Here is a 26,608-nt window from a genome sequence, read left to right as displayed (position 1 = left end):
GGCAGCAGCCGATGCCGCAGGCCGAGGAGGAAGACACCGCCGCGCGCCCGTTCGGCGCGGAGGATCAGCGCCGCAACCGCGCCGGTCACCTGCGGACGGTGATCCGGCGGACCAATCTGCTACCGGCATTCCTGGTGCTCACGGTCATGATGGTGGCCCTGTGGCTCATGGGCATGCCCTTCCTCCAGGCCCTCACGATCTCGACCGCGGTGAAGATCTCGGTGGCCCTCCTCGAACTCCGCAGGCTGCCCACCCCTGACAGCTGAGCTTGCGCCTAGGGGGTGTCTGGCGGGTGTCCGTGGGGAAGGAGCGGCGTCCGGTGCGTGCTCTCGGCGTACCGAACGGAAGCCCGCGCACTGGCCGTACTCGGGCTTCCGGCCGGTGCGGCGAGAGCACGCACCGGACGCCGCGACGCCGCGGACATCCGTCAGACACCCCCTAACCGTCGAGCTGCCGTCGCGTCGCCTCGTATGGTGGCGGCATGGCGACGATCCTGCGGCACCCTCGACCTGGAGTCACGTGGGACTGGTGGGCCGTCGACACAGAGGGCTTCCTCGTGCAGTTCAGCTGCGGGCCCGCCCCGGAGCACCTGCTGGCGCACGTGGACCGCGTTGACGCCGCAGCGATGTGGGCGCAGGCTCACCGCCCCGCATGGTTCGGCCCTGGTCCCCCGACGCTCCACGCCTTCGGCTGTGACGGCGAGCTGCCGACCTACACCCGCAACGGCGTCCCGGCCTCCCCGTTGCGACTGTCCGACGCACCAGCAGCCATCGCGGACGTCGCGGCATTGGTCCCACTGAACAAAGCCGTGGGAGACACCTGGACGATCCACCTCGACGAGGGATGGGTCTAGGGGGTGCCTGACGGGTGTCCGTGGCGTCGCGGACATCCGTCAGACACCCCCTAGCCGCGCTGTTTCGACCCAGCCCCTTGCACGCTCGCGATGTCCGATAATGGGCGGCATGGATCACTTCGCGCCGGTGAGCGTGCTTGCCCTTCGCCCCGTCCTTCCGCATCCGAAGGCCTTCATGAAGGGGGCGGGCGTACGTCCGTTGATCGACGGCCGGGACGTCTTGGAGGAGATCCACCCGGACGGTGATTCGAGTTGCTATCACGAGAAGTGGTTCGGCTCACCGGAGACCTGGCCGCTGTGGGCCGTCGAGGAACCTCGCCGCGTCGAGCTGTCGAACAACGACTGCGACACCGGTTGCTGCGGAGGAGTGTTCGTCACCATCCAGCGCCACGGGGATCGCGTCGCGTGGACGGGCTGGGAGAACACCGACGACAACCGGGTCCCGGTCCCACCCGAGGTCCGGTTCGACGCCGCGCAGTACGACGCCGAACTGGTCCGGGTCCAGGCTGACCACAGCTGGGAGGAGCCCGTGGACACCGCCGCCCGCCTGTTGGCCCACGGGGTCGCCGCCTGCGACTGGTACGAGCGGTGGGACTGCCGGCCGTTCCCGCACGGCATCCGTGTTCGGGAACGGGGCGAGTCCGCCGAAGTGTTCATGCCCTTCACGACCGACCGCTCCGGCGGAGGCGGATCGTTCCGCTGGTACACGATGCCGGTGTCCGCGCGGGAACCCGTCGAGGACCAGGTGCGGCGCTTCCTCGAACGGATCACCGCCACCGACCCCCGTGAGGGTGCGGAGGGCCCCTGACCATCGCCACGGCGAGGGGCACGCCCTACGCCGCACTCACGCGACGGCCGTCCCCTCCAGCTCCACCATCTGCCCGGGGATCGCCAGCCGCACCACACCGAGCAGCGTGGAGGTCGGCGCCACCCCGGCGGCGCCCAGCCGCGCCGCCAGCACGCCGTAGTGCTGGAAGAGCAGATCGACGTCGGTCGTGTAGACATTGAGCCGGACGAGGTTCGCGAGGGACATGCCGGCCCCGCCGAGCACGGCTTCCAGGTTGTCGGCGCTCAGCGCCAACTGCGCCGCCATGTCGCCGTCATGCTCGGGCTTGCCGTCGCCGCTCATCGCGGTCTGCCCCGAGATGTACAGGGTCCGGGTGTGTCCGGAGACGACCTCACCCTGGTTGAAGCCGAGTTCCTGCGACCACGTCACCGGGTTGACCGCGGTTCGTTCCATTGCCACGTCAGCTCCATTCGATTCATTCGGTTCATGGGGAGTTCGTACGTGGACGAGCCTCGCAAGGCATCACGACACCCTCTGTCATGTATTCCGATAAAGTTCTCGGATGCGCGCCGACCGGCTGGTCTCACTGGTGCTCCTGCTGCGTCAGCGCGGCCGGATGACGGCGGACACGCTGGCCCGCGAGCTGGAGGTGTCCACCCGCACCGTGCTGCGCGACATCGAGGCGCTGTCCGCGGCCGGCGTCCCGGTCTACGCCGAACGCGGCAGGCACGGCGGTTTCGTGCTCTCGCCCGGTTTCCGTACCGAGCTCACCGGGCTGAACCATGACGAGGCCCTCGCCCTGCTGACCGCCGGATCGGGGCGCGGAGAGCAGGTGTTCGGCCTCGGCTCGGCGCTCGCTTCGGCCATGCGGAAGGTGGTCGACGCGCTGCCCGAGAGCCACCGGGCTTCCGCGAGCGACGCGGTGCAGCGATTTCTCGTCGACCCGGAGACCGACCTGCTCTCCCGGCGGACGGCCACCGAGGAGGTACCCCGCTCCACCATGGTCGAGGTCAGGCGCGCGGTGCTCGCCGGACACCAGCTGCGGATCCACTACGCCGCCACGGGCCAGGCACCGCAGTGGCGCACGGTGGACCCGATCGGCCTGGTCACCGTGCGCGACCGGGCCTACTTGCTGGCCACGAGAGCCGGCGCGGACCGCACGTACCGGCTGTCGCGGGTGCTGGCCGCCGAGGAACTCCCCGAAGCGGCGCAGCGGCCGAACCAGGTCGACCTGGACCGGATCTGGCGGGACCGCTCCGCCCGGTTCCTCTCCGGCGGCGACCACGTCACCGTACTGCTACGGGTGGACCCGGCGCGGCGGGAGGAACTGCTGGACACCGTCCTGGCCGTCCGCGCGGAGGAACCCGAGGCAGACGGCCGGCTGCGCCTGGAGGTGACCTTCCAGGACTTCCGGCACGCCGAATGGGCGCTGTGGCAGCTCGGTACGGACGCGGAAGCCCTGACCCCGCAGTCGTTGCGCACCTGCCTGCGCGACCGCGCCGCCGCGCTCGCCGCCCGCTACGAAGACGCTCCCTGAGAGGGACGGGCCCACTCGTCCAGCCGCCCGTTCAGCTGATCGCGGCCGCCACCGGCAAGTGGTCGCTGCCGGTGGCCGGCAGCACCCACGAGCTCTCCGGCTCCACCCCGCGCACCAGGATCTGATCGATCCGCGCCACCGGGAACCTCGCCGGCCAGCTGAAGCCGAAGCCGTCCCCCACCGCCTCCTGGGCCGAACGCAGCCGCGAGGTGATGTCGTCGAACGCGCGGTCGCCCGTCGTGCCGTTCAGGTCGCCGAGCAGCACCACCCGCTCGTTCCGCTCGGCGGCGAGGGCCTCGGCGAGCGCCTTCGCGCCGCGGTCCCGGCTGCCCGTCCAGAACCCGGTCCGGGGAAGCACGCGTACGGACCCCAGGTGGGCCACGTACACCGCCAGCGGCCCCTGCTCCGTGGCCACCGTGGTGCGCAGCGCCCGGTTGTAGGCCATCTTGACGTCGGCCGGCTTGGTGTCGGCCAGCGGCCCGTAGTCCATCTTGATGTCGACCGGCCGGGTGTCCGACAGCGGCAGCTTGCTCCACAGCCCGACCGTGCCCTGCACCGTGTGGTGCGGGTACGCCTTCTCCAGGCCCTCCTCGTACAGCGGCTTCGCCTGCGGGGTGATCTCCTCCAGCGCCAGTACGTCCGCCCCGGAGGCGGCCAGGTCGCGGGCGGTGCCGGCCGGGTCGGGGTTGTCGGCGTCGACGTTGTGGCTGACCAGGGTGAGGCCGCTGCCCGGGCGGGACTTGTCCCCGAGCAGCCCGCCGAAGAGGTTCAGCCACACCACGGCCGGCAGGAGCAGGGCGACCACCGCGGAGGCGGAGCGGCGCCGGAGGGCCGCGGCGAGGAGCACCGGGACGAGCAGGCCGAACCAGGGCAGGAAGGTCTCCACCAGGCTGCCGAGGCCCGCGCGGTCCGTGATCCCGGCGTGCGCCAGCATGAGCAGGCCGAGCAGCAGCGCCATCGCGGTGAGCACCCGGCCGCGCTTCCAGGGCCCCGGCCGGGAGGCAGCGCGGATGGTGGAGCGGATGGTGGAGCGGATGGTGGAGCGGATCGCCGGGCGGATGCCCGTTCGTACGGATGGCGGGTTTCGATACATGCCGCCAGTCAAGGCGGCGCCGTGTTGCCGGCACGTATGGGGTTTTCGATACGCCGGCGATATGTGCCGACTCGTAGCATCCGTACATGCGTGTGCTGATCGTCGAGGACGAACCCTTCATGGCGGAAGCCATCCGCGACGGCCTGCGCCTGGAAGCCATCGCGGCCGACATCGCGGGTGACGGCGACACCGCTCTGGACCTGCTGAGCAGCAACGCCTACGACATCGCCGTCCTCGACCGCGACGTTCCCGGACCGTCCGGTGACGAGATCGCCCAGCGCATCGTCGCCTCCGGCAGCGGCATGCCGATCCTCATGCTCACCGCGGCCGACCGTCTCGACGACAAGGCGTCCGGGTTCGCACTCGGCGCCGACGACTACCTCACGAAACCCTTCGAGCTCCGAGAACTCGTGCTCAGGCTCAGAGCACTCGACCGCAGGCGCGCCCGCAGCAGACCGCCCGTACGGGAGATCGCGGGGCTGCGGGTGGATCCGTTCCGCCGCGAGGTCTACCGGGACGGCCGCTTCATCGCGCTGACCAGGAAGCAGTTCGCCGTGCTCGAAGTCCTCGTCGATGCCGAAGGCGGTGTGGTCAGCGCCGAGGAGCTCCTGGAACGCGCCTGGGACGAGAACGCCGACCCGTTCACCAACGCCGTACGCATCACCGTCTCGGCCTTGCGCAAGCGGCTCGGCGAACCCTGGATCATCGCCACCGTGGCCGGCGTCGGCTACCGCATCGACGAGGGAGGCCAGGGAGATGGAGGAGACGGGCGTGGATAGGGCGCCCGGGTTGAGCGTTCGCCTCAGACTCACCCTCAGCTACGCCGGATTCCTCATGCTGGCCGGCGTCCTGCTGCTCGCGGCGGTGTGGGTGTTCCTCCTGCGCTACGTCCCCGACCGTGCGATGCTCATCAACCCCGAGGACAAGCCCACGAACGGGGTCTTTCCCGTCCGGTCCGCCCTCCTGGACGTCTTCGCCCCGAGGGCGGCCGCGGTACTGGCGTTCCTGCTGGCCTTCGGTCTCCTGGGAGGGTGGCTCCTCGCGGGCCGCATGCTCGCCCCGCTGACCCGCATCACGGAAGCCACGCGCATGGCCACGCACGGATCGCTCTCCCACCGGATCCGGCTGCCGGGCCGCAAGGACGAGTTCCGCGAACTGGCCGACGCCTTCGACGCGATGCTCGAACGGCTCGAAGCGCACGTCGCCGAACAGCAGAGATTCGCAGCCAACGCCTCTCACGAACTGCGCACCCCGCTCGCGATCTCGAAGGCGCTCCTCGACCTGGCCCGCACCGATCCGAACCGCGACACCGGTGAACTCCTCGCACGCCTTCACTCCGTCAACACCCGGGCCATCGACCTCACCGAGGCGCTGCTCCTGCTCAGCCGCGCCGACCAGCGGTCCTTCACCCGAGAACCCGTCGACCTGTCCCTCCTGGCGGAGGAGGCCACCGAAACGCTCCTCCCCCTCGCGGACCGGCGCGGCGTCACCATCGAGACCAGCGGCGACATCACCCCCACGTTCGGATCGCCCGCGCTCCTGCTGCAGCTGACCACGAACCTCGTGCACAACGCGATCGTCCACAACCTGCCCGAACAGGGCGCCGTATGGGTCAAGACCGCCGTCCGTCCCCGGAGCGTGGTGCTCACCGTCGAGAACACCGGCGAGCAGGTCACCCCGGAGCTGGCCGCGACGCTCACCGAACCCTTCCAGCGCGGCACCGAGCGCGTCCACACCGATCACGCCGGAGTCGGCCTCGGCCTGGCGATCGTCCAGACCATCACCCGTGCACACGCCGGAACACTCACCCTCACCCCGCGCTCCGGGGGCGGGCTGCGGATCACCGTGGAGCTGCCCGCGGCGGCGCCGCACGCCCACCGGTAAGACCCTCCTGCCTCAGGAGCCGTCGGCGGCCTTCCGCAGCTGGTACTTGTCCCCGGAATCGGGGTGACCGATGTGCTGGTAGAGCCGGGGCGTCGCGTCGGTGCCGCCGATGTTCCACGCCGTCCAGGAACACCCCGGGACATCGATGCGGACCTTCTGGGTCCAGGCATCCCGCCCGGGCTCGTACGACCAGGTGCCGGAGCCCGAGCAGCGCCGCATCACGCCGTCGGCGCGGTCGTCGGGGCCGGGGTCGCCTACGCCGGAGGCCGTGACGCGGCCGTCCGAGGTGAAGACCAGGTCTCCGCTCGTGTGGTCGACCCACGTACCGGGCATGGTCGCCGGACCGATCCTCGGCGGCTCGTACCGGGGAGGCAGGCGGGCCTCGAACCCGAGGGCGCCGAGGAGGCCGGTTCCCGCCACCACCACCGCGCCCCACAGGGCCACTTGCCGGACCAGCCCCGGGCGCCGGGACCGGGCAACCACGCCGCCCAGCGTGAGCGATGCCGTGGCCACCGCCCAGAAGACGAGCACGGACTGCGTCTCCACGTCGTTGTACGCGGCGAAGGCCCAGATCGGCGGCGCCACCAGGACCGCCACCGTCAGCGGCACCCACCACCACGCCTCACGGCCGCCGATCCGGCGGCCGAGCAGGTCGGCGAGCGCCACGGCAGGCAGCACGAAGACCAGGGACAGCACGACCGCGATCACCGCGACGATCGTGCCGAGGGAGAACAGGGACGCCACCAGGGTGGTGTGGTCGATGCGGCTGTCCGGTGGCGGCTGCGTCCGGACGTACAGGAGGATCACCACGACGGTGAGCGCCACCTCCAGGCAGCCCACCAGCGTCGAGACCAGCAGCATCCGGCCGTACGACCGTTTCTGGTGCACGGTCAACCCCCCTCGTGGCACGGCGAAATGAACCCGTCCGCCCGGCCGGCGACGTGGATCCATTCTGCCAGCCGGGCTGAACGTGTTCAATTCATTCTTCGTGCACGCCTGGTCCGGCGCTCACCCCACCCAGGGCTTCCAGACGCTCTCGTTGCGCTCCACCCACTTCTTCGCCGCCTGCTGCGGAGACAGCTTCTCCTCGGCGATCATCAGGGACACCTCGTTCTGCTGCGCCTGGGTCCAGTGGAACTTCTTCAGGAAGTCGGCCGCCGCTCCGCCCGACTCAGCGAAGCGCGTGTTCAGGTACTTCTGCAACGGGGTGCGCGGGTAGGCGCAGGCCACCTTCTGCGGATCGTCCGCGCAGCCCTCGGTGTACTCGGGGAGCTTCACCTCGGTCATCGGGACGCGTTCGAAGAGCCACTGCGGTTCGTACCAGTACGTCAGGAAGGGCTTGTGCTCCTTGGCGAACTGCTTGATCTGGGTGATCTGCGCCGCCTCGGAGCCGGCGAAGACCACTTCGAAGTCCAGGTCCAGGTTCTCCACCAGTGCCTTGTCGTTCGTGACGTAGGACGGGGAGCCGTCCATGAGCTGGCCCTTGCCGCGGCTCTCGGGCGTGCGCAGCTGGTCGGCGTACTTGTCGAGGTTCTTCCAGTCGGTGACGTCGGGATGGGCCTCGGCGAAGTAGGTGGGAACGAACCAGCCGATGTGGCCCGTCACACCCAGATCCCCGCCGGGGGTGATGGTCTTCTTGCCCTCCACGTACCGCTTCTCCTGCTCGGGGTGGCCCCAGTCCTCCAGGATCGCGTCGACACGGCCCTGGCTGAGGGCGTCCCAGGCGGGGACCTCGTCGACCTGGACGGTGTCCACCCGGTAGCCCAGCTCGTGTTCGAGGAGGTAGGAGGCGACGGCGGTGTTCGCCTGGGCCCCGACCCACGACTGGACGGAGAGGGTGACGGTCCGCGCCCCCTGTGCGGCGGCGTACGGGGAGGACTGGCGGGTCATGTCGGCGGCCCCGCAGCCGGTGAGGACGGCGAGTCCGGTCGCGGCGGCGAGGACGGCCGCGCCGCTCCTGTGTCGGAGGCCGCGGCCCCTGCGTTGTGCGTCGCGCATGTCATGCCTCCTTCGCGGGCTGGGTGAGGCGGTCGAGGAGCAGGCCGAGGCAGACGATCGCGGCTCCGGCCACCAGGCCGGTGGCCAGGTCGCCCTGCGCGAGGCCGAGGACGACGTCGTAGCCGAGCGCGCCGCCGCCGACCAGGCCGCCGATGATGACGACGGCGAGGACCAGTACCACGGCCTGGTTGACGGCCAGCAGCAACGCGGGCCGGGCCAGGGGAAGTTGGATCTGTCGCAGTAGCTGCATCCGGGTGGCGCCGAGCGAGCGGGCGGATTCCACGACGGTCGGGTCCACCTCGCGCAGGCCCTGGACGGTGATCCGGACGACGGCCGGGAGCGCGTACACCACGGCGGCCGCGGCGGCCGGTGCGCGACCGACGCCGAACAGGGCGACCACGGGGATGAGGTAGACGAACTGCGGCAGCGTCTGGCACACGTCGAGGACGGGCCGGAGCAGTCGTTCGGCGCGGGCGCTGCGGGCGGCGCCCACGGCGATGGCGAAGCCCAGTACGAGCGTGACCGCCACGGCGGCCAGGACCTGGGAGAGCGTGTCCAGGGAGGCTTCCCACACGCCCAGTACCCCGACGGCGCCCAGGGCGAGGACGGCGGTCAGCGCGGTGCGCCAGGTGCCCGTGAGCAGGGCGAGCGCGCAGACCGCCAGCAGGAGCAGCCACCAGGGAGCGGCCTGGAGCCCGTCGCGCAGCGGGTCCAGTATCCAGCCGGTGAAGCGGGCGGCCCAGTCGGCGGTGCCGCCGACGACGGGTACGCCGGAGTAGAGGTGATCGGTCATCCAGGCGACGGCCGAGTTCACCGGATCGGCCAGGGGGACGGTCCAGGACTCGGGCCACAGCGTGGTGCCCGCCATGCGGCCGGCGACCGCTACGGCAACGGCCGCGAGGACGGTGAGCAGGCGGCCGTACCAGCCCGAGAACACCTGGCGCAGCAAGTGCTGTTCGCGGGTGGGTACGGGGGCGGCGCCGATCCGGCGGCCGGCGGCGTCGGCGGTGCGGTCCAGTACTACGGCGAGCAGGACGATCGGGATGCCGGCGGCCAGGGCGGCGCCGACGTCCACGGAGGCGAGGGCCTGGTAGACGCGGTCGCCGAGGCCGCCCGCGCCGATCACGGAGGCGATGACGGCCATGGACAGGCCCGTCATGATGGCCTGGTTGACGCCGAGCAGGAGTTGTCGGCGTGCGAGCGGGAGGCGGGCGGTCAGCAGCCGCTGGCGTCCGGTGGCGCCCAGCGAGGCGGCGGCCTCCATGACGCCCGCGTCGGCCTCGCGCAGGCCGAGGGCGGTGAGGCGGGCCATGGGCGGGGCGGCGTAGACCACGGTGGCGAGGACGGCGGCGGGCACGCCGATGCCGAAGACGAGCACCATCGGCAGCAGGTACGCGAAGGCCGGCAGGATCTGCATGGTGTCGAGTACGGGGCGCAGGGCGCGGCCGGCGCGCGGGGAGAGCCCCGCGGCGAGGCCCAGCAGGGCGCCGAGTACGACGGAGGCGGCGACGGCCACGACCATCAGCGCGAGGGTCTGCATGGTCGGCACCCACATGCCGAGCAGTCCGCAGACGGCGAAGGCGGCGGCGCAGGTGAGGGCGAGCCGGATGCCGGCGAGGCGCCAGGCGACCAGCGCGGCCAGGGCGGTGACCCCGGTCCAGCCGGCGGCGAGCAGGATCACGTACACGGCGCGTACGGACACCACGACGGCGTTGCTGACGTGGCCGAAGAAGTAGAGGAACAGCGGGTGGCTGTCGCGGTGGTCGATGATCCAGTCGCCGGCGCGGCCGAGCGGGCCGGAGAGGTCGACGGTCAGGGCCGCGGGCCAGCTGCCCGAGCCCGGGAAGGCCAGGGCGAGCGGGACCAGCAGGGCGACGGCGACGCCCATCGGGACGAGGACTCCGCGGCGCACGGCCGGGCGGGCCCAGGGTCTGCGGGGACGGTCCTGCGGGGCGGCCGCGGCGCGGGAAGTACGCGGGCCTGCCGCCCGTTCGGAGGACTGCGGGGCTTCCGAAGGGGCGGCGGCGCCGGTGTCGGCCGGGGTGCGGGTCGGGATCGCGGTCATGCGCACCACCTCCGGGCGCCGGGGGCGGTGGCCGCGGGACGGGCAGGGCAGGTCATGCCGCCACCTCCCGTCCGTCGGTGGGCGGGAGTCCGGCCACGACGGCGAGCAGCCCCGCGTCGTCCACGACGCCCAGGCAGCGGCCGCGGTCGACCACGCGGGCCGGGCCGCCGCTGAGGGCGACGGCCTGGATGGCCTCGACCACGGTGGTGGCGGGGCCCAGTGCGGGTCCTTGTTCGGCCTCGCCGGCAGTGGCGGGGCGCATCGCGGTGCGAACGGTGAGCACCTGCTCGCGGGGGACGTCGCGGACGAAGGCCCGTACGTAGTCGTCGGCGGGCGAGCCGACGATCTCCTCGGGCGTGCCGAGTTGCACGATGCGGCCGTCGCGCATCAGCGCGATCCGGTCGCCCAGGCGCAGGGCCTCGGCGAGGTCGTGGGTGATGAAGACCATGGTGCGGCCCTCTTCGTGGTGGAGCCGGGCGACCTCCTCCTGCATCTCGCGCCGGATGAGGGGGTCGAGCGCGCTGAACGGCTCGTCGAACAGGAGTACTTCCGGGTCCGCGGCGAGGGCGCGGGCCAGGCCGACGCGCTGCTGCTGGCCGCCCGAGAGCTGGCCGGGGCGCCGGTCCTCCAGTCCTTCGAGGCCGACTTTGGCGACGAGCTCGGCAGCCTTGTTCCGGCGGTCGCCGCGTCCGACGCCCTGGATCTCCAGTCCGTACGCCACGTTGTCGAGGACGGTGCGGTGCGGGAGCAGGCCGAAGTGCTGGAAGACCATGGCGGCGCGGTGGCGGCGCAGGGCGCGCAGCCGGGTGGTGTCCATGGCCAGGACGTCCTCGCCGTCGATGGCGAGGCTTCCGGCGGTGGGCTCGATGAGCCGGGTGAGGCAGCGTACGAGGGTGGACTTGCCGGAGCCGGAGAGGCCCATCACGACGAAGACCTCGCCCTTGCGGACGTCGAAGGTGACGTCCCGGACGGCCGCGGTGCAGCCGGTGCGCTCGCGCAGTTCGGTGGCGGACAGGTCGGCTTCGGCGGAGCCGGGGACCTGCGCGGCCGCCTTCTGCGGCCCGAAGACCTTCCACAGGCCGTCCACGGCGAAGACGGGGGGCGCGGCGGGGCCGGTGGACCCGTCAGGGGTGGTGTTCACGGTGCTGTTCACCGGGTACCGCCTTCCCGGGACAGCAGCTCGGCTGCTTTTTCGCCGACCATGAGCACTCCGATCATCGGGTTGACCGCGGGCATCGTCGGGAAGACGGAGGCGTCCGCGATGCGGATGCCTTCGAGCCCGCGGATCTTCAGGTCCGGGCCGACGACGGCCCCGGGATCGTCGGCGGCGCCCATCCGGCAGGTACCGGCCGGGTGGTAGACGGTGTGCGCGACGGAGCGGGCGTACGCGCTCAGCTCCTCGTCGCCGGTGATCTCCGGGCCGGGGCACACCTCGCGCCCCAGCCAGCCGGCGAGCGGCTCGGTCGCGGCGATCTTCCGGGCCAGCTTGATGCCGTCCACCAGGGTCCGGCCGTCGTAGTCGTCCGGGTCCGTGAAGTAGCGGAAGTCCAGGGCCGGTTTCACCTCGGGGTCCGCGCTGGTGAGGTAGAGGCGGCCGCGGCTGCGCGGCTTGGGGATGTTGGGGGTCATCGAAACCCCGTGCGCGGGGCGCTCGTAGCCGATGCGCTCGGGGTTGTCGGTGAAGGGGACCTGGTAGAAGTGGAACATCAGGTCGGGTCCCGCGGAGTCGGGGTCGCGCCGGACGAACAGCCCCGCGTCGCTGTCCATCGCGGAGTTCTCCGGTATCGGGCCGTCGGTCTCCCAGACGATCACCGACTCGGGGTGGTCCAACAGGTTCTCCCCCACGCCGGGCAGGTCGTGGACCGGCGGGATGCCGAGGGCCTCCAGGTCCGCGCGCGGGCCGATGCCCGAGTGCAGCAGCAGCCGCGGGGTGTCCACGGCGCCGGCGCAGACCAGCACCTCGCGGCGCGCGGTGACCAGGGACTGCGTGCCGTCCGCGGCGCGTACGTGGACTCCGCGCGCCCGGGTGCCGTCGAGTTCGAGGCGGCAGGCCCAGGTCTCCAGGAGGATCCGGAGGTTGGGGCGTTCGTCCATGACGGGGTGGAGGTAGGCCACCGACGCGGAGGAACGCTTGTTGTCCTCGGGGTGGTAGGCGAGGTCGAAGAAACCGGCGCCCTCGTGGAAGGGCTTGCGGTTGAAGCCCTCGACGCGCGGGACGCCCAGGGCGCTCTGCGCGGAGTCGACGAAGTCCCGCGCGATGGCGTTGCGGTCCTTCTCGGCCACCGGGACGATGTTGTTGAGGAGCCTGTCGAAGTACGGGTCCATGGCGGCCGCGTGCCAGCCCTCGGCTCCCGACCGCTCCCACTCGTCCCAGTCCGAGGGGAGCGGCTTGAAGGCGATCAGGGTGTTGTGCGAGGAGCACCCGCCGAGGACGCGGGCGCGGCTGTGGCGGATGTGCGAGTTGCCCCGGGGCTGCTCGGTGGTGGGGTAGTCGTAGTCGAGTTCGCCGCCGAGCAGGCCCATCCAGCGGCGCAGGGTGAGCACCTCGGGGCGGTCGACGTCGCTGGGACCGCCCTCGATGACGGCGACGGTGACGTCCGGGTCCTCGGTCAGGCGGGAGGCGATCACCGAGCCGGCGGTGCCGCCGCCGACGACGACGTAGTCGTACTCCTGGCTCGGGGGCGCAGGGGTGGGTGTGGGGGTATGTGTGGGGGTGGTCATGGCTCTGCTGCTCCTTCAGCCCGCGAACCAGCGCACGGGGCGCGGGGCGAGGTTCTGGTACACGTGCTTGGTCTCGCGGTACTCGGCCAGTCCCGACGGGCCCAGTTCGCGCCCGGTGCCGGACTTGCCGAAACCGCCCCACTCGGCCTGCGGGAGGTAGGGGTGGAAGTCGTTGATCCAGACGGTGCCGTGGCGCAGCCGGCCCGCCACGCGGCGGCCGCGCCCCGGGTCGGAGGTCCACACCGCGCCGGCGAGGCCGAACTCGGTGTCGTTGGCGAGCGCCACGGCCTCGGCCTCGGTACGGAAGGTCTCGACGGTCAGGACCGGCCCGAAGACCTCCTCCCGTACGACGCGCATCCCGCGGTGGCAGCGGTCCAGCACGGTCGGCCGGTAGAAGTAGCCGGGCCCGTCGGGCCGCTTGCCGCCGGAGCGCAGTACGGCTCCTTCGGCGAGGGCGGAGGCCACGTACTCCTCGGTGCGGTCGCGCTGGGCGCCGGACACCATCGGTCCGCACTCCACGTCCGGGTCGGTGCCGCGGCCGAGGCGGATCCGGTCGGCCCGGCGGGCGAGTTCGGCGACGAAGCGCTCGGCGACGCTCTCCTCGACGATGAGCCGGGAGCCGGCGGAGCAGACCTGGCCGCTGTGCATGAAGGCGGCGTTGAGGGCCTGGTCAACGGCGGTGTCGAAGCCTTCCTCGGTGGCACAGGCGTCGGCGAAGACCACGTTGGGGTTCTTGCCGCCGAGTTCGAGGGCGACCTTCTTGACGGAGTCGGCGGCCGCGCGCATCACCTTCGTACCGCTGGTGAGACCGCCGGTGAAGGAGACGAGGTCGACGCCGGGGTGGGCGGCGAGGCGGGCGCCGACGGGGTCGCCGGGGCCGGTGACCAGGTTCGCGACGCCGGCCGGCAGTCCGGCTTCCGCGAGCAGGCCGATCAGGGCCACCGTGGACAGCGGGGTGATCTCGCTGGGCTTGAGCACGAAGGTGTTGCCCGCGGCGAGTGCGGGGGCGATCTTCCAGGAGGCCTGCAGGAGCGGGTAGTTCCACGGGGTGATCAGGGCGCAGACCCCGACGGGCTCGTGGACGACGACGCTGTGGACGTCGGGGGTGCCGGCGTCGACCACGCGGCCCGCGCTCTCGCCGGCGACGAGGTCGGCGAAGTAGCGGAAGGCGTCGGCGACGCAGTCGACGTCCACGCAGCCCTCCTTCAGGGTCTTGCCCGCGTCGCGGCTCTCCAGCAGCCCGAGGCGTTCGCGGTCGCGGTGGAGCAGGTCGGCGGTGCGGCGCAGCAGCGCCGCCCGCTCCAGGACCGGGGTCCGGGGCCACTCTCCGCCGTCGAAGGCCGCGCGGGCGGCGCCGACGGCCGCGTCCACGTCTGCGATGCCACCCTCGGCGACGACGGCGAGGACCGTGGCGTCCGCCGGGTCGAGGACCTCTCGGGTGGCTCCTGATATCGCGGAACGCCAGGTTCCGGCGATGTGGATGGTCGTCTGGTCGGACACGACTCGCTGTACCTCCGATTCCGCACTGCGGCTCACCCGCAGTGGTGGTGCTCGTGGCCGCCTGCCCCCGTTCGTGGGAGCTATGTCCCATCCGTCACTGGAAGTGACGGGAGTCACTCCCCTTCGGCGTCGATATGACGCGCATCACCCTCGTCCTTCGGGTCGGGCATGCACGATCATGATCGGAATGGACACTCGCATCCTTGGCATCGCAGAGCTGGCCGAAGCCCCGTCCGTGGCGGTCGTGATCGACGTGATGCGTGCTTTCACCGTCGCCGCCTGGGCCTTCGGCCAAGGTGCGGAGAAGATCGTTCTGGCCGAGTCGCTGGACGAGGCCCTGGCGCTCAAGGCCCGCCACCCGGGCTGGACTGCACTCAAGGACGGTCCCCCGGCGCCAGGGTTCGACATGGTCAACTCGCCCGGCATGCTGCGGTCCCTCGACCTTCGCGGACGGACCGTCGTGCAGAAGACCACGGCGGGGACGGTCGGCGCCCTTGCGGTCAAGGAGGCGTCGCTGGTGCTGTGCGCAAGCTTCGTCGTGGCGGAGGCGACGGCCCGGGTCGTGCGGGCGCGCAGGAGTGACGGCGTCACGTTCGTGGTCACCGGCGAGGACGGGCGGGCCGACGAGGATCTGGCCTGCGCCCAGTACATCGGCCGAAGGGTCACCGAGGCCGAGGCCGAGACGGACCCTGCCGAGTACCTCCGCCGCGCTGCCGGGTCGCGCGCCGCCGCCGAGTTGGCGACGGGGGTGCGCCAAGGGGTCCACCCTGATGACGTCGCGCTCTGCCTCGAACTCGACCGGTTCCCCTTCGCCATGGCCGCGAGCCTCGAAGACTCGCTCATGGTCCTGCGCCCGTGCGCCGTGCCGCGTCATGACATCGTGTTGCCATGACCATTGCAGTGCGCCCCGCTTCGGACTTCGAGGACGTCCGTACCCTGCTCGGCCCGAAGTCGGCCGGGGCCAACGTCTGCTGGTGCCTGAGCTACCGGATCCCGTCCAAGCTCAACAACGAGCTCCGCGGGCCGGCGCGGGGCGAGTACGTCGCCGAGCTGTGCCGTACCGGTCCCCCTTTGGGGGTGCTCGCCTACGACGGCGACGAGCCGGTCGGCTGGGCCGCCGTGGCGCCGCGCTCGGACACCGCCTTCGCGCACAGCCGTAAGATCCCGCACGTCGACGACCTGCCGGTGTGGTCACTGTGGTGCATCCGCGTCCGCCCCGGGCATCGCAAGAAGGGCATCTCCCACGCCCTGATCGCCGGTGCGGTCGAGTTCGCCCGCTCCCACGGCGCGCCGGTGATCGAGGCGTACCCCCTCGACAGCGGGGACGCCAAGGTCGACCTGACGATGGCGTACGCCGGGATCCGGAAGAACTTCGAGCGTGCCGGCTTCACCCACGCCGCGGACACCACCTCGGTACTGGCCGGCCATCCCCGGGTCCTGATGCGGCTCGACCTGCGCTGAAAAGCGGCCGTTGTCCGGCCATCACCCCCCGGTGGCCGACGTATGACGATGTGTCCGGGAGCGAGACATTCCTGAGCGCTATCCGGTCACCCGCGGTGCGTTCCCCCTCGCGTCGATTCGGCCCTCTGATAGGCATGGCCCGTTCGCGGTTGATCGGAGGGGCCGCGGCAGGCCGGGCCCGCGTGCCCGCGGCTACCTCCCCTACGTACCCGGAAGGGCTCGTCATGAGTCTGATACGCCGTTTCGCCACGTCGCTCGGCATCACAGGTGCCATCGCGTTGGCCGTCACCACCCCTGCCTCCGCCTCGCCCACCGTCCAGCCCCTGCCCGCGCCGGCGGCCTCGGCCGCGGTCGGCCCGGTCGACCTGTACTTCACCGGGGGCGGCGGAGGCCCGTACAACATCGCTGAACGCGCGGCGCGCGAGAACGCCTACGGCCTGGCCGGGCAGCGGGGGTTCGCCCCGGCGCAATGCCGGGTCAGCAAGGGTCCGACCGTGGTCAGCAGCTTCCCGAACGGCTACGTGCAGGTGCTCCTGGAGATCCACTGCACCGGGGAGCCGACCCCGACCGGCTCGACGTTCAGCCTCGGCCGCTACCTGTCCTCGAACGACCACATGAGCAGTCCGTGGAACGTTCCGGACAGCTACCGGCACGAGGGCAGCGTCGGTCAGCTGTACCAGTTCCCGGCAGCCGGTACGCACCCGCTGTACATGTGCAAGGTGAACACCGACACCTTCACCTCGACGGACGTCAACTGCGAGGGCCGCAAGTACGTGACCCGCCTCGGCTGGATCCCCAGCTCGCCGCCCGCCGACCGGGGCAGTATTCCGGTCTACCGCTGCCTGGTGCGGGCCAACGGGGAGCACTTCGAGTCCAACCAGGCGGACTGCGAGGGCCAGCAGACCGAAGGCCCGCTCGGCTACGCCCTGACCTAGTCGGGGGGTTCCGGCACCGGCGGCCGTTCGACGGGCGACGGCTGGTCGGGCGCCGGTCGGGGGTCGCGGGGCTTGGGGCCGGGAGGTGCGGGTTCGGGCTCCCGAGGCACGGGATCCGGGTTGCTCGGGACGGGTCCGGGGCCCTCGGGTTGCGGTTCGGTGGTCCAGTCCATGCCGTTCACCTCTGATTTCCTGGCCGTGCGCGGCGTGATGCGTGACGTACGCCGCGCACGGCGCCTGCCCCGCCGAACGTGCCTGAAACGGCGTCGGCCGTGCGCTTGGACGGCCGACGACCGGGTATGCGCGGAAGACCCGCGGAATCCAGGCATGGAAGGGTGTGTGCGTGATGCCCATGACCAAGGGAGAACGTTTCACCCTTGAGGCGCTCCCCCTTTCCGGTGCCACGGTCATGGTCATGTCGGGGGAACTCGACCACGACACCGCCGCACCCTTCCAGCAGATGTTCGATGCCGCGTGGCGGGACGGCGGGCGGCTGCTGGTCGACCTGAGCCGCCTGGATTTCTGCGACTCCACGGGCTTGAACCTGCTGTTGCACGGCCGGCTCGCGGTCCAGGCGGCCGGCGGCAGCCTGGAGCTGGTCGGCCTGCACCAGCCGGTTGCCCGGATGTTCCACATCACGGGTGCCGACCGGCTCTTCCGGACCCACACGGACGTGATGACCGCACTGGCGGATGACGGTGGCGGTGGGGCGTAGCGGCGTAGAGGTCACCTCCGAGGTCACCTCTCGGCCGTGTACCGGATGCGCGCCCACAGGGGCAGTGCGAACCAGCACAGCAGGTACCAGGCCAGTACGCCTCCTACGAGCCACGGCGCGAGAGCGTTGTGGGTCGCCACCCGCAGCACGAGGAAGAGGGCCGCGGTACAGGTGGCCAACAGCAGCAGGAGCCCCGTGAAGGTGAGTCGCGCGGCCCACGTGACCGCCTTGGGCTTGATCCGACGGCCCGAGACGATGCGGTGGAAGGCAACCGGACCGATGAGCGCGCCCGTCGCGAGAGAGCCCAGCACCACGGTCACGATGTAGATCGTCTTGTCCGCCTGTTCGAGCCCGTGGAAGATCGGCGTGAAGACGACCGTGAGCAGGAAGCCGAAGAGGATCTGGACGCCGGTCTGGGCGACGCGGATCTCCTGGATGAGTTCCTGCCACTGCCGGTCCGCGCGTTCCTCCACGGTCTCGTCACGTCCGGCCGTGCTGTCACCAGGCATGACGCCTCCTTGGAACGTCGTGTACGGCTGCGCCTACCCCGGGACGGCCACCCCATGCCGTGCGCCGTCGCGTCACAGGCCCAGGTCGAGCAGGGCCTTCTCGACGAGCTCGGTGGGCGCCGGGTGGATCCAGTACGGGGACCTGGCGAGGGTGGACGCGTCGATGCCCAGGGTCATCGCCAGGACGAGGGGCTGGATGAGGGTGGCCGCCTGCGGGCCCATGAGGTGGGCACCGAGCAGGCGGCCGGTGCCGCGTTCGGCGAGCACCTTGCAGAAGCCGGTGGTGTCCTCCATCGCCCAGCCGTGGGCGACGTCCTCGTAGCGGGCCTCGCCCACCAGCGGATCCAGCCCTCGGTCCCGGCAGTCCTGCTCGGTGGCGCCGATCGAGGCGACGTGCTTGAGCGGTACCGGTGTGCAGATGTCACCGAGGGCGAAGACCCCTTCCGCCGTGGTGCGTTGGTGCGGCCGTCGTCGTGGGTGGCCACACCCGCGACGCCGAGGTCGAGCCGGTCGCTGTTGGGCACGCGGCCCACGGCGACCAGCAGCATGTCCGCCTCGACGGTCGAAGCGTCGTCGAGGGTCAGCCGGATCGCGCCCGCACGGCCTGCGACGGCCGTGACCTCCCGGCCGAGCCTGAGGTCGTAGCGGGTACGGGCCAGTTCGGTGAACCGTTCGGCGACCGCCTCGTCCTGGGGGCCGAGCAGGCGCTGCTCCTTCTCGACGATGACGACGGAACTGCCGGCCGCGTCGAACACCTCCGCCAGCTCGGCCGCGATGTAGCCGCCGCCGAGGACGGCCAGCCGGCGGGGTGGCGCGTCGATCCGCATGACGGTGTCGGACGTCTCGTACGGCAGTGAGGAGTCCGCCACGGGCGGGGGCACCGAGGGGCGCCCGCCCGCGGCGATGACGATCTGCCGGGCGCTGATGTCGACGGCGCCGTCCGCGAGGTCGATCCGTAGCTCCCGCGGGCCGGTGAAGCGCGCCCTGCCCTCGTACACGGTGACGGAGTCCGACTCCCGGCGGCCCCGGCGGCCCTCGTCCCGCTCAGCGTCCACGCGCCCGAAAACCCGGTCGCGCATGGCCCGCCAGCGCACCGCGCGCAGCTCCGCGTCCACGTCGTAGGTGCCGGCCGCGGTGACCGTGCGGGCCACCTGGGCGGTGTAGGCCAACATCTTGCTCGGGATGCAGCCCGAGTTCAGGCAGGTTCCGCCGAACCACTTCTCCTCGACGATGGCCACGTCGAGATCGGCGAAGGAATCGTCGATGACGGCGTTGCCGGATCCCGCACCGATGACGACAAGATCGTGCTGACGCATCACGTCAGGCTACGAAGCCGGACCGCGCTGCGCGTGCCCGTGCGCGGGTCGTAGGCGCGTGTCGTGAGCGTGCAGAAGCGAGTCGGCGGTGGTGTTCCGCCGACTCGCCCCGGGTCGCTGTACGGCTACCAGTAATGGCGGCGCCCTCCGACCGAGTGTCCGACGGAGCCGAGGATCCACAGCACGGCGCCGACGACGAGCAGGATGATTCCGATGGTCCACAGGATGGAAATCCCGAGTATGTAGCCGATGATCAGCAGGACGATTCCGAGGGCAATCATGATGTTCTCCGATCTCGAAAGCCTCTGGTCGCGATGGACCGGTCACCAGTAGTGGTTTCGGCCGCCGACCGCGTGCCCGACCGAGCCCATGATCCAGAGCACGGCCCCCACCACGAGCAGGATGATCCCGATGGTCCACAGGATGGAGATTCCGGTCAGGAATCCGATGAGCAGAAGGATGAGTCCGGCGACAATCATGATGTCCTCGTTCCCGCGTCGGGAATGCGGCGGAACGGTTTGATCCGCCCTGGTATCGCGTGTACCCGGGAATTCCGTCCGTATCTGCGGCTCGTCCCTGCGATTCCGCGGGCGGACACGACGCCCTCCTCAGCTGCCGCCGCCGAGGGCGCGCCGAAGCTGTTCCTTGTTCATCTTCGAGCGGCCCTCGATGTTGCGGTGCTTGGCTTCCTGGTACAGCTGGTCGTACGTGCGACCCTGGGCTCCGCTGTGCGAGCGGTGACCGCCTCGTTCGCCGGACGACATGTCCTCCAGCGAGAGACGGCTCGCCGTCTTCGACTCGCCGTGGCGCGCACGCTCCTTGTTGACGGTCCGGGCGGCGATCTCCTTGGCGCGCTTCTCGGACTCCCCCCGGTCGAGCGCGCTGTCCTTGATGTGCTCGTACTGTCGCTCCCGCTTGGGGCCGGATCCACGGGGCATGGCTGCGCTCCTTTCGGTCCAGCGCGCGGCTACCCGCGCATGCGCGCCCCAACCCTTCGCGGGCACCGGATCCCGGCGGCGGCCGGGCCCGCGATCAGTCCTGCGCGGCGGACTGTACGGAGTCCCTCACGACGAGGACGGTGTCGGCTCCGGTGATCGCGAACAGGTTCCGGAGCTGGTGCCCGGGGGCGGCGATCCGCAGGTCGGTGGTCCGGTGGACGTGGAGCAGCAGGTTGAGGAGGGAGGAGTCCCCGAACCGGATCCCGGCGGCGTCCAGGACCACCCGGCTGTGCGAGCGGGCCGCCTCGGCCAGGGCGTCGGAGAGCGGTGCGACGGTGGTCAGGTCGAACTCGCCCCGGGCCGCGATCACGCAGGTGCCGGGCGTCTCGTAGGAGACGGTCACTGCCACGTCGACCGGCAGCCGCGCGTCCTCGGAGGAAAAGTCGTCACCGCCATCGTCCATGGCCCCGAGTATGCGTCCGTGACGCGGAGCAGGCGCTACGGGGTGGGCGGAAGGGCCCACGCCTTCACTCGTACGGGTTCACTCGTACGGGTTCACTCGTACGGGCCCCCGTGGCCCGGACCGTTGCTCGAAGTCGGTCGGCTCGGGAGGCATACACCGGGAGGTCGCGGGCAGTCGCGGCGCGTCGGAAGAAGCACCGCACGACCGAGAGGACCGGAACCGTCATGAGCAAGGCGAAGGCGAAGGCCAAGCAGGTCAAGGGCAAGATCAAGGAAACCGCCGGCGACGCGATGGACGACAAGCGCATGGAAGCCGAAGGGGCCGCCGAACGTCTGACCGGCAAGGCCCAGGAAATGGGAGAGAAGGCGGCGGACCAGCTCAAGAAGTCCAAGCGCTGAATCGCGGCTGTCCCGCTACCCACCCGCCCCGGAGCGGTCGTGCCTCACGACGGCCCCGGGGCGCTGTCGGTTCGGCCACAGGGGCGAGCCGTAGACTCGGGCACGGGGGATCCGGCTACCAGACGTGTCGCCACAGGAGCCGATATGACGTCGCCGTCCGCCGAGTCGCCCGCCCCGCAGGGGGCCGGGGAGCCGGGCGAGCACGCTCTGGCCGCGACCGTCACCGAGCTCGCCGCGGAGATCTCGGCCCTGCACGCCGACAGGGCGCGGCGCCGGATCCTCGACCTGGCCACGGGCGTACTAACGGAGCAGATGGGGACCTCGCCGGACGAGGCAGCCGACCATCTGGTGCGGCTGGCCGTGTCCACCGGGCTCGGGGCGGCGGACCTGGCCGCGGACATCGTCAATGCCGCCGCCGGGGCGGTGGTCGTCGACACTCCCGACGGTCGGCCCCCGGCCACCTCGCGGGTCCGGCGGACCCGGCGCAACGACATGGCGGTACTCGCCGCCGACAGCGCCTCGGCGGCGGTCGGCACCCTCCTGGAGGGGGGCCTGCGGCAGCTCGGCGTCCAGTCGCTCCTCCTGTGGCGGCGTTCCGAGACCGGCTGCCTGGAGTTGGTCGGCCACGGCGGAGTGAGCGCCCAGGAGGCGGCGCACTGGCAGTGGGTTCCGCCGGAGAGCCCGGGGGCGCTGCACCGGGTGGTGACCGGAGGCGAGCCGCTCTGGCTGCCCGGGGGCACGCCCCGGGGCGAGTCCCGGCTTCCCGGGTCCCCCGAGGCCGCGGCCCGTGCGATGCTCCCGCTGCGGCGGGAGGGCCGGATCTGCGGGGTTCTGCTGGCCGTCTGGGGCGAACCCACGGCCCTGGACGAGCCGCTGCGCAGGAACGTCACCGAACTCTGTGGACCGGCGGCCATCGTGCTGGACTGGGACACGGACGGTGCGGGCGGCCCGGGCACCATGGCGGCGCTGCTGGACGTCCTGCCGCAGCCCGCCGCGATCGTCGACGCGGAGCCGCAGGGCGCCGTACTGGTCGAGCACCTGAACCCCGCGGCCCTCAGGGCGGTCGCCGGTGTGCACGATCCGGTCGGCAGGCCGGTTCCCCAGGTCTTTCCCTACACCCATCACGGTCTCGCACGTCTGCTCGCACAGGCGGCGAGCGGCCCCGGCCCGCACTACGCGCCCTGCCTGCCGGAGGACGGGACCTCACCGGGGTCCATGGCGCACGTCCGCGTGCTGTCGCTCGGGCGCGGCCGTGCGGCCGTGCTGTGGGACGCCGCGGACGGCACCCCCGTCCTCGCCCGCGTGCTCGGCCGACTGGAGCAGGTCGCGTCCTTCGAGGACGACCTGCTGACGGGCCGCTCCCACTGGAGCGACCAGGCCTACGCCATCTTCGGCCTGGACCGTTCCGAGGACGCGCTACCGCTGCGCGAGCTCGGCCCGTGGCTGCACCCAGCCGATACCGAGGCGCTGCGGGAGCTGCTGGCCGCCCTGACCGAGCGCCACGAGGGCGCCCACGCACTGTGCCGGGTGATCCGCGCGGACGGAGGCGTGCGCCATGTCCGGATCGCGGCCGAGCCCGTCCTGACCGGCGGCGCACTCAGCGCCCTGGCCGGCGTCTACCAGGACGTCTCCGCGCAGCACCGCACCGAGGTGGCCCTGAGCGCGAGCTTCGACCAGCTCAACGCCGCGCAGGCGCAGGCCGTCCTGAGCAACCGGGTCGTCCTCCAGCTCCAGGAGATGATCGTGCCCCAGGCACCCGCACTGGAAGCGACGCCCCGGCTGGAGGTCGCGGCCCGCTACCGGCCCGCGGTCGAGGAGCACCGGGTCGGCGGCGACTGGTACGACGTCCAGCAGCTGCCGACCGGGCGGGTCCTGGTCACGGTCGGGGACACGGCGGGACACGGGATGGCCGCCGCGACCGGCATGGTCACGCTACGGGGCGCGCTGCACGGCTTCGGATTCACCGGTCGGACCCCGGGCAAGCTGATGGAGTGGCTCAACGAGGTGGCTCTGCGCACGGTCGGCCAGCCGACGGCCACCGTCCTGTGCGCGCTGTACGACCCGGCCGACCGCACCCTGCGCTGGACCAGCGCCGGACACCTGCCGCCGCTCCTGCTGCGTGACGGACGGGCGCGGCTGGTGGAGACGTTCCCCAACATCCTGCTCGGGGCGCTGGCCGGAGCCTCGTACGAGGAGACGGTCACCGAGCTCCTCCCCGGCGACACCCTGCTCCTCTACACGGACGGGCTGGTCGAGCGGCGGCGCGTGGAGCTGGACGAGAGCCTGGCGGTGCTGCGGCGGGTGGCGGAGCAGCTGGGGCCCGGGTCGCCCGACGAACAGGCGGACCAGCTGATGTCCCTGGTCAGCGGGGATACGGACGACGACACGAGCTTGGTGGTGATCCGCGTGACGTGACCTGCCGCGCCGGACCCTGCCGGGGCCCCGGCGCCCGCGGGCGGGGGTTCAACGGTCGGTGAGGCACGTCCGGAGGATCTCGATCAGCTGATCGCCGTCCACCGGTTTGGTCACGTATTCCGTTGCCCCGGCGGCGAGCGCTTCGGCCCGGTCGTCCGCCATGGCCTTGGCGGTGACGACGATGACGGGCAGGTCGGCGCGGCCGGGCATCCGCCGGATGGCGCGGGTGGTGGCGTACCCGTCGAGGCCCGCCATCATCAGGTCCATGACGACCAGGTCGACGTCATCGCGGCTGCTGAGCAGGGCGATCCCGGCCTCGCCGTTGTCCGCGCTCAGCACTCGGATGCCGGCCGATTGCAGCATGGCCCTGAGCGCGAAGACGTTGCGGGCGTCGTCGTCGACGACGAGTACGGTGCGGCCCGCCAGGTCCGTGGCCGGCTGCCTCGGCCCGTCCCCCCGCGACCGGGAGCGGTCCGGGGCGGCCCTGGCGGGGGCGCCCCGGCCGTCGCGCAGGGGCAGGTACAGGGTGAAGCGGCTGCCCTGGCCCTCCACGCTGTCCACGCCGATGGCGCCGCCCAGCAGCCGGGCCACCTCGCGGCTGATGGACAGCCCGAGCCCGGTTCCTCCGTAGGCGCGCGCGGTCGCGGCATCGCCCTGCTGGAAGGCGCCGAACACCGACTCCAGGCGATCGGCGCGGATACCGATGCCGGTGTCGGTGACGTGGAAGGCGACCGCATCACCGATGGCGCCCGCGGCGGCCGGCAGGTCGCCCGCCCCGACCCGCTCCACTCTCAGGGCGACCCGGCCCGACTCGGTGAACTTGAGCGCGTTGGACACCAGGTTGCGCAGCACCTGGCGCAGCCGGGACTCGTCCGTGGTCAGCTCTTCGGCCACGTTCGGGGCCGCGGTCACCACGAACTCCAGCTTCCGCTCGTCCGCCACGGGCCGGAAGGTGGCGTCGACGTAGTCGAGCACCTGGGCCAGCGGGACCGGTTCGGGGTGTACGTCCATCTTGCCGGCCTCGACCTTGGACAGGTCGAGGATGTCGTTGATCAGTTGCAGCAGATCGGATCCGGCGGAGTGGATGACGGTCGCGTAGTCGACCTGCTTCTCCGTCAGGTTCCCTTCCGGGTTCTGGGCGAGGAGCTGGGCGAGGATCAGCAGGCTGTTGAGCGGGGTGCGCAGTTCGTGGCTCATGTTGGCCAGGAACTCCGATTTGTACATGGAGGTGCGCGACAGCTGCTGCGCCCGGGCCTCCAGTTCCTGGCGGGCCTGCTCGATCTCCAGGTTCTTGCGTTCGATGTCGCGGTTGCGGTCGGCGAGCAGCGCCGCCTGGTCCTTCAACTCGGCGTTGGAGCGCTGTAGTTCCTGCTGTCCGTTCTGCAGTTCCTGGGACCGCGAGCGCAGTTCGGCTGTGAGCTGCTGGGACCGGTCGAGCAGCTCGTCGGTGCGGGCGTTCGCGATCAGGGAGCGGACGTTGACGCCGAGCATTTCGGTGAACTGGTCGAGGAAGTCGCGGTGCAGGGGGCGCAGCGGACGCAGGGCGGCCAGTTCTACGGCGCCCAGGATCTGGTCCTCGGCGACGATCGGGAGGACGACCAGGGTGGTCGCGTCGGTGGCTCCGGTGCCGGATGCGATGGTCGCGTAGCCGGGCGGGAGGTCTTCCACGGTGATGGCGCGGCGGCCGGCGGCGGCCTCGCCGACGAGGGACTGGCCGATCCGGAACCGGCGGGGGCCGGTGCCCGGGTCGTCCGGCAGTCCGTAGGTGGCCATCGCGACGAGCTCCGGGCCGTCCGGGCCGTCCTGTGCCAGGAAGAAGCTGCCGTACTGGGCGTTCACCAGGGGCGGGACCTCGCGCATGATCAGCTGGGCGACGGCGGGGAGTTCCCGGATGCCCTGGATCTGCCGCGAGACGCGGGCGAGGCTGGATCCGAGCCACTCCTGGTCCTCGTTGGCCCGGGTGGTGGCGCGCAGGGACTCGACCATGGCGTTGATGTTGTCCCGGAGTTCGCCGACCTCGCCGGGGGCCTCCACGGTGATCGAGCGGGTGAGGTCTCCTTCGGCGACGGCGCTCGTCACCTCGGCGATGGCGCGGACCTGCCGGGTGAGGTTGCCGGCCAGCTCGTTGACGTTCTCGGTGAGGCGCTTCCAGGTGCCGGAGACGTCGGCGACCTCGGCCTGGCCGCCGAGCCGGCCCTCGCTGCCGACCTCGCGCGCCACGCGGGTGACCTCGGCGGCGAAGGAGGACAGCTGGTCCACCATCGTGTTGATGGTGGTCTTGAGCTCCAGGATCTCGCCGCGGGCGTCCACGTCGATCCTGCGGGTGAGGTCGCCCCTGGCCACGGCGGTGGTGACCTGGGCGATGTTGCGCACCTGGTTGGTGAGGTTGGTGGCCATCGAGTTGACGTTGTCGGTGAGGTCCTTCCAGGTACCGGAGACGCCGCGGACGGTCGCCTGCCCGCCCAGGTTGCCCTCGGTGCCGACCTCGAAGGCGACGCGGCTGACCTCCTCGGCGAAGGCCGAGAGCCGGTCGACCATGGTGTTGATGGTGTCCTTGAGCTCCAGGATCTCACCGCTCGCGTCCACCCTGATCTTCTGGGTGAGGTCGCCCCTGGCCACGGCCGTGGCGACCTGGGCGATGTTGCGCACCTGCGAGGTCAGGTTGTCGGCCATGCTGTTCACGCCCGTGGTCAGCTCGCGCCAGACGCCGCCGGTACGCGGAACCCGGGCGTGGCCGCCGAGCAGGCCCTGGCCGCCGACCTCCTGGGCCACTCGGGTGACCTCGGCCGTGACCAGGGACAGCTGGTCGACCATGCCGTTGTAGACGGCGGCGATCTGACCCGGGAGGCCGGCCGCGTCGTCGGGGAGCCGGGTGCTCAGATCCCCGTCCCGCACCGCGGTGAGCCCGGCCAGCAGCTTTTCCAGAATCCGGTCGGAATCGTTCATATCGGACCTCGCTGCGATCCACTCTGACACGGGGAAGGGTCATTGCGCCCCGCGAGGGGTATATACCGATCGGG

Annotated in this window: 27 protein-coding genes and 1 pseudogene; 12 read left to right on the top strand and 16 right to left on the bottom strand. The window is 71.5% G+C overall.

What is annotated here, in order from left to right; translation table 11 throughout:
- The first annotated feature begins 11 nt into the window (after nucleotides 1-11).
- From ACZ7GJ_RS31640 to ACZ7GJ_RS31630, 3 genes are all read left to right on the top strand, one after another.
- Nucleotides 12-266 carry a hypothetical protein gene (locus tag ACZ7GJ_RS31640; RefSeq protein ID WP_470756430.1) on the top strand — a complete coding sequence of 85 codons (255 nt, stop codon included), beginning with the start codon at nucleotides 12-14 and terminating at the stop codon, nucleotides 264-266.
- A 215-nt stretch (nucleotides 267-481) separates the two neighbouring features.
- On the top strand, nucleotides 482-853 hold the full coding sequence (locus ACZ7GJ_RS31635) for a hypothetical protein (protein ID WP_470756428.1): 372 nt from the start codon (nucleotides 482-484) through the stop codon (nucleotides 851-853).
- Between the two features lie 109 nt (nucleotides 854-962).
- Nucleotides 963-1,661, top strand: a complete 699-nt coding sequence (locus ACZ7GJ_RS31630; RefSeq protein ID WP_470756426.1) for a hypothetical protein — start codon at nucleotides 963-965, stop codon at nucleotides 1,659-1,661.
- 36 nt (nucleotides 1,662-1,697) lie between these two features.
- On the opposite strand, the gene ACZ7GJ_RS31625 is transcribed toward ACZ7GJ_RS31630, so the two are convergent.
- On the bottom strand, nucleotides 1,698-2,093 hold the full coding sequence (locus tag ACZ7GJ_RS31625) for a RidA family protein (RefSeq protein WP_470756513.1): 396 nt from the start codon (nucleotides 2,091-2,093) through the stop codon (nucleotides 1,698-1,700).
- 109 nt (nucleotides 2,094-2,202) lie between these two features.
- On the opposite strand from ACZ7GJ_RS31625, the gene ACZ7GJ_RS31620 reads away from it, so the two are divergent.
- Nucleotides 2,203-3,177, top strand: coding sequence for a helix-turn-helix transcriptional regulator (locus tag ACZ7GJ_RS31620; protein WP_470756424.1), 975 nt, complete (start codon nucleotides 2,203-2,205; stop codon nucleotides 3,175-3,177).
- Between the two features lie 31 nt (nucleotides 3,178-3,208).
- Here ACZ7GJ_RS31620 and ACZ7GJ_RS31615 read toward each other — a convergent pair whose 3' ends face one another.
- On the bottom strand, nucleotides 3,209-4,135 hold the full coding sequence (locus ACZ7GJ_RS31615; protein WP_470756511.1) for an endonuclease/exonuclease/phosphatase family protein: 927 nt from the start codon (nucleotides 4,133-4,135) through the stop codon (nucleotides 3,209-3,211).
- Nucleotides 4,136-4,356: 221 nt separating this feature from the next.
- Between ACZ7GJ_RS31615 and ACZ7GJ_RS31610 the strand changes: the two genes are divergently transcribed.
- Together ACZ7GJ_RS31610 and ACZ7GJ_RS31605 are read left to right on the top strand one after the other, a co-directional pair.
- Entirely contained in the window at nucleotides 4,357-5,049 is a 693-nt protein-coding gene (locus ACZ7GJ_RS31610; protein WP_470756422.1) for a response regulator transcription factor, read from the top strand.
- Nucleotides 5,042-6,154 (top strand): sensor histidine kinase, encoded by a 1,113-nt coding sequence (locus ACZ7GJ_RS31605; RefSeq protein WP_470756420.1) that lies wholly within the window; start codon nucleotides 5,042-5,044, stop codon nucleotides 6,152-6,154. Before ACZ7GJ_RS31610 ends, ACZ7GJ_RS31605 begins: the two co-directional genes overlap by 8 nt.
- 12 nt (nucleotides 6,155-6,166) lie before the next feature.
- Here the strand turns inward: ACZ7GJ_RS31605 and ACZ7GJ_RS31600 are convergent, their stop codons facing one another.
- The 6 genes from ACZ7GJ_RS31600 to ACZ7GJ_RS31575 form a co-directional block, all read right to left on the bottom strand.
- Nucleotides 6,167-7,042, bottom strand: coding sequence for a hypothetical protein (locus ACZ7GJ_RS31600; RefSeq protein ID WP_470756418.1), 876 nt, complete (start codon nucleotides 7,040-7,042; stop codon nucleotides 6,167-6,169).
- Between the two features lie 120 nt (nucleotides 7,043-7,162).
- Nucleotides 7,163-8,044: an ABC transporter substrate-binding protein gene (locus ACZ7GJ_RS31595; RefSeq protein WP_470756509.1), complete on the bottom strand. Its 882-nt coding sequence runs from the start codon at nucleotides 8,042-8,044 to the stop codon at nucleotides 7,163-7,165.
- 109 nt (nucleotides 8,045-8,153) lie between these two features.
- Nucleotides 8,154-10,217: an ABC transporter permease gene (locus ACZ7GJ_RS31590; RefSeq protein ID WP_470756416.1), complete on the bottom strand. Its 2,064-nt coding sequence runs from the start codon at nucleotides 10,215-10,217 to the stop codon at nucleotides 8,154-8,156.
- A 52-nt stretch (nucleotides 10,218-10,269) separates the two neighbouring features.
- On the bottom strand, nucleotides 10,270-11,370 hold the full coding sequence (locus ACZ7GJ_RS31585; protein ID WP_470756414.1) for a quaternary amine ABC transporter ATP-binding protein: 1,101 nt from the start codon (nucleotides 11,368-11,370) through the stop codon (nucleotides 10,270-10,272).
- Complete coding sequence (locus ACZ7GJ_RS31580; protein ID WP_470756412.1) at nucleotides 11,367-12,938, bottom strand: GMC family oxidoreductase; 1,572 nt, start codon at nucleotides 12,936-12,938, stop codon at nucleotides 11,367-11,369. Before ACZ7GJ_RS31580 ends, ACZ7GJ_RS31585 begins: the two co-directional genes overlap by 4 nt.
- 15 nt (nucleotides 12,939-12,953) lie before the next feature.
- Complete coding sequence (locus ACZ7GJ_RS31575) at nucleotides 12,954-14,438, bottom strand: aldehyde dehydrogenase family protein (RefSeq protein ID WP_470756410.1); 1,485 nt, start codon at nucleotides 14,436-14,438, stop codon at nucleotides 12,954-12,956.
- 187 nt (nucleotides 14,439-14,625) lie between these two features.
- On the opposite strand from ACZ7GJ_RS31575, the gene ACZ7GJ_RS31570 reads away from it, so the two are divergent.
- The 4 genes from ACZ7GJ_RS31570 (at nucleotide 14,626) to ACZ7GJ_RS31555 (ending at nucleotide 17,549) form a co-directional block, all read left to right on the top strand.
- Complete coding sequence (locus tag ACZ7GJ_RS31570; RefSeq protein WP_470756408.1) at nucleotides 14,626-15,330, top strand: 2-phosphosulfolactate phosphatase; 705 nt, start codon at nucleotides 14,626-14,628, stop codon at nucleotides 15,328-15,330.
- A complete protein-coding gene (locus tag ACZ7GJ_RS31565; RefSeq protein WP_470756407.1) occupies nucleotides 15,327-15,899 on the top strand; it encodes a GNAT family N-acetyltransferase in 573 nt (190 codons plus the stop codon). The genes ACZ7GJ_RS31570 and ACZ7GJ_RS31565 overlap by 4 nt, the downstream gene beginning before the upstream one ends.
- A gap of 224 nt (nucleotides 15,900-16,123) precedes the next feature.
- Entirely contained in the window at nucleotides 16,124-16,834 is a 711-nt protein-coding gene (locus ACZ7GJ_RS31560) for a hypothetical protein (protein ID WP_470756405.1), read from the top strand.
- A 346-nt stretch (nucleotides 16,835-17,180) separates the two neighbouring features.
- Nucleotides 17,181-17,549, top strand: coding sequence for an STAS domain-containing protein (locus ACZ7GJ_RS31555; protein ID WP_470756403.1), 369 nt, complete (start codon nucleotides 17,181-17,183; stop codon nucleotides 17,547-17,549).
- 23 nt (nucleotides 17,550-17,572) lie between these two features.
- Here ACZ7GJ_RS31555 and ACZ7GJ_RS31550 read toward each other — a convergent pair whose 3' ends face one another.
- The 7 genes and pseudogenes from ACZ7GJ_RS31550 to ACZ7GJ_RS31520 form a co-directional block, all read right to left on the bottom strand.
- The gene (locus tag ACZ7GJ_RS31550) at nucleotides 17,573-18,058 is read right to left on the bottom strand and encodes a DUF6328 family protein (protein ID WP_470756401.1); all 486 of its coding nucleotides are present in this window, start codon (nucleotides 18,056-18,058) and stop codon (nucleotides 17,573-17,575) included.
- A 72-nt stretch (nucleotides 18,059-18,130) separates the two neighbouring features.
- Entirely contained in the window at nucleotides 18,131-18,394 is a 264-nt protein-coding gene (locus ACZ7GJ_RS31545) for a hypothetical protein (RefSeq protein WP_470756399.1), read from the bottom strand.
- A 185-nt stretch (nucleotides 18,395-18,579) separates the two neighbouring features.
- A pseudogene (locus ACZ7GJ_RS31540) lies at nucleotides 18,580-19,374 on the bottom strand (FAD-dependent oxidoreductase); the annotation flags it as partial.
- Between the two features lie 125 nt (nucleotides 19,375-19,499).
- Nucleotides 19,500-19,655: a DUF6131 family protein gene (locus ACZ7GJ_RS31535; protein ID WP_470756398.1), complete on the bottom strand. Its 156-nt coding sequence runs from the start codon at nucleotides 19,653-19,655 to the stop codon at nucleotides 19,500-19,502.
- 42 nt (nucleotides 19,656-19,697) lie between these two features.
- Nucleotides 19,698-19,853 (bottom strand): DUF6131 family protein, encoded by a 156-nt coding sequence (locus ACZ7GJ_RS31530; RefSeq protein ID WP_470756397.1) that lies wholly within the window; start codon nucleotides 19,851-19,853, stop codon nucleotides 19,698-19,700.
- Between the two features lie 129 nt (nucleotides 19,854-19,982).
- The gene (locus ACZ7GJ_RS31525; protein WP_470756395.1) at nucleotides 19,983-20,312 is read right to left on the bottom strand and encodes a plasmid stabilization protein; all 330 of its coding nucleotides are present in this window, start codon (nucleotides 20,310-20,312) and stop codon (nucleotides 19,983-19,985) included.
- Nucleotides 20,313-20,406: 94 nt separating this feature from the next.
- Nucleotides 20,407-20,775, bottom strand: coding sequence for an STAS domain-containing protein (locus tag ACZ7GJ_RS31520; RefSeq protein WP_470756393.1), 369 nt, complete (start codon nucleotides 20,773-20,775; stop codon nucleotides 20,407-20,409).
- A 224-nt stretch (nucleotides 20,776-20,999) separates the two neighbouring features.
- Between ACZ7GJ_RS31520 and ACZ7GJ_RS31515 the strand changes: the two genes are divergently transcribed.
- Both ACZ7GJ_RS31515 and ACZ7GJ_RS31510 read left to right on the top strand, forming a co-directional pair.
- Nucleotides 21,000-21,173, top strand: a complete 174-nt coding sequence (locus ACZ7GJ_RS31515; protein WP_470756391.1) for a CsbD family protein — start codon at nucleotides 21,000-21,002, stop codon at nucleotides 21,171-21,173.
- A gap of 144 nt (nucleotides 21,174-21,317) precedes the next feature.
- Entirely contained in the window at nucleotides 21,318-23,588 is a 2,271-nt protein-coding gene (locus tag ACZ7GJ_RS31510; protein ID WP_470756389.1) for a SpoIIE family protein phosphatase, read from the top strand.
- A gap of 48 nt (nucleotides 23,589-23,636) precedes the next feature.
- Here ACZ7GJ_RS31510 and ACZ7GJ_RS31505 read toward each other — a convergent pair whose 3' ends face one another.
- Nucleotides 23,637-26,534, bottom strand: a complete 2,898-nt coding sequence (locus ACZ7GJ_RS31505) for a HAMP domain-containing protein (protein ID WP_470756387.1) — start codon at nucleotides 26,532-26,534, stop codon at nucleotides 23,637-23,639.
- Nucleotides 26,535-26,608 lie beyond the last annotated feature (74 nt).

This window comes from Streptomyces sp. NPDC037242 (genome assembly GCF_055604165.1).
The sequence above is the reverse complement of the archived record's forward strand: the minus strand, read 5'-3'. Positions and strand labels throughout refer to the sequence as shown.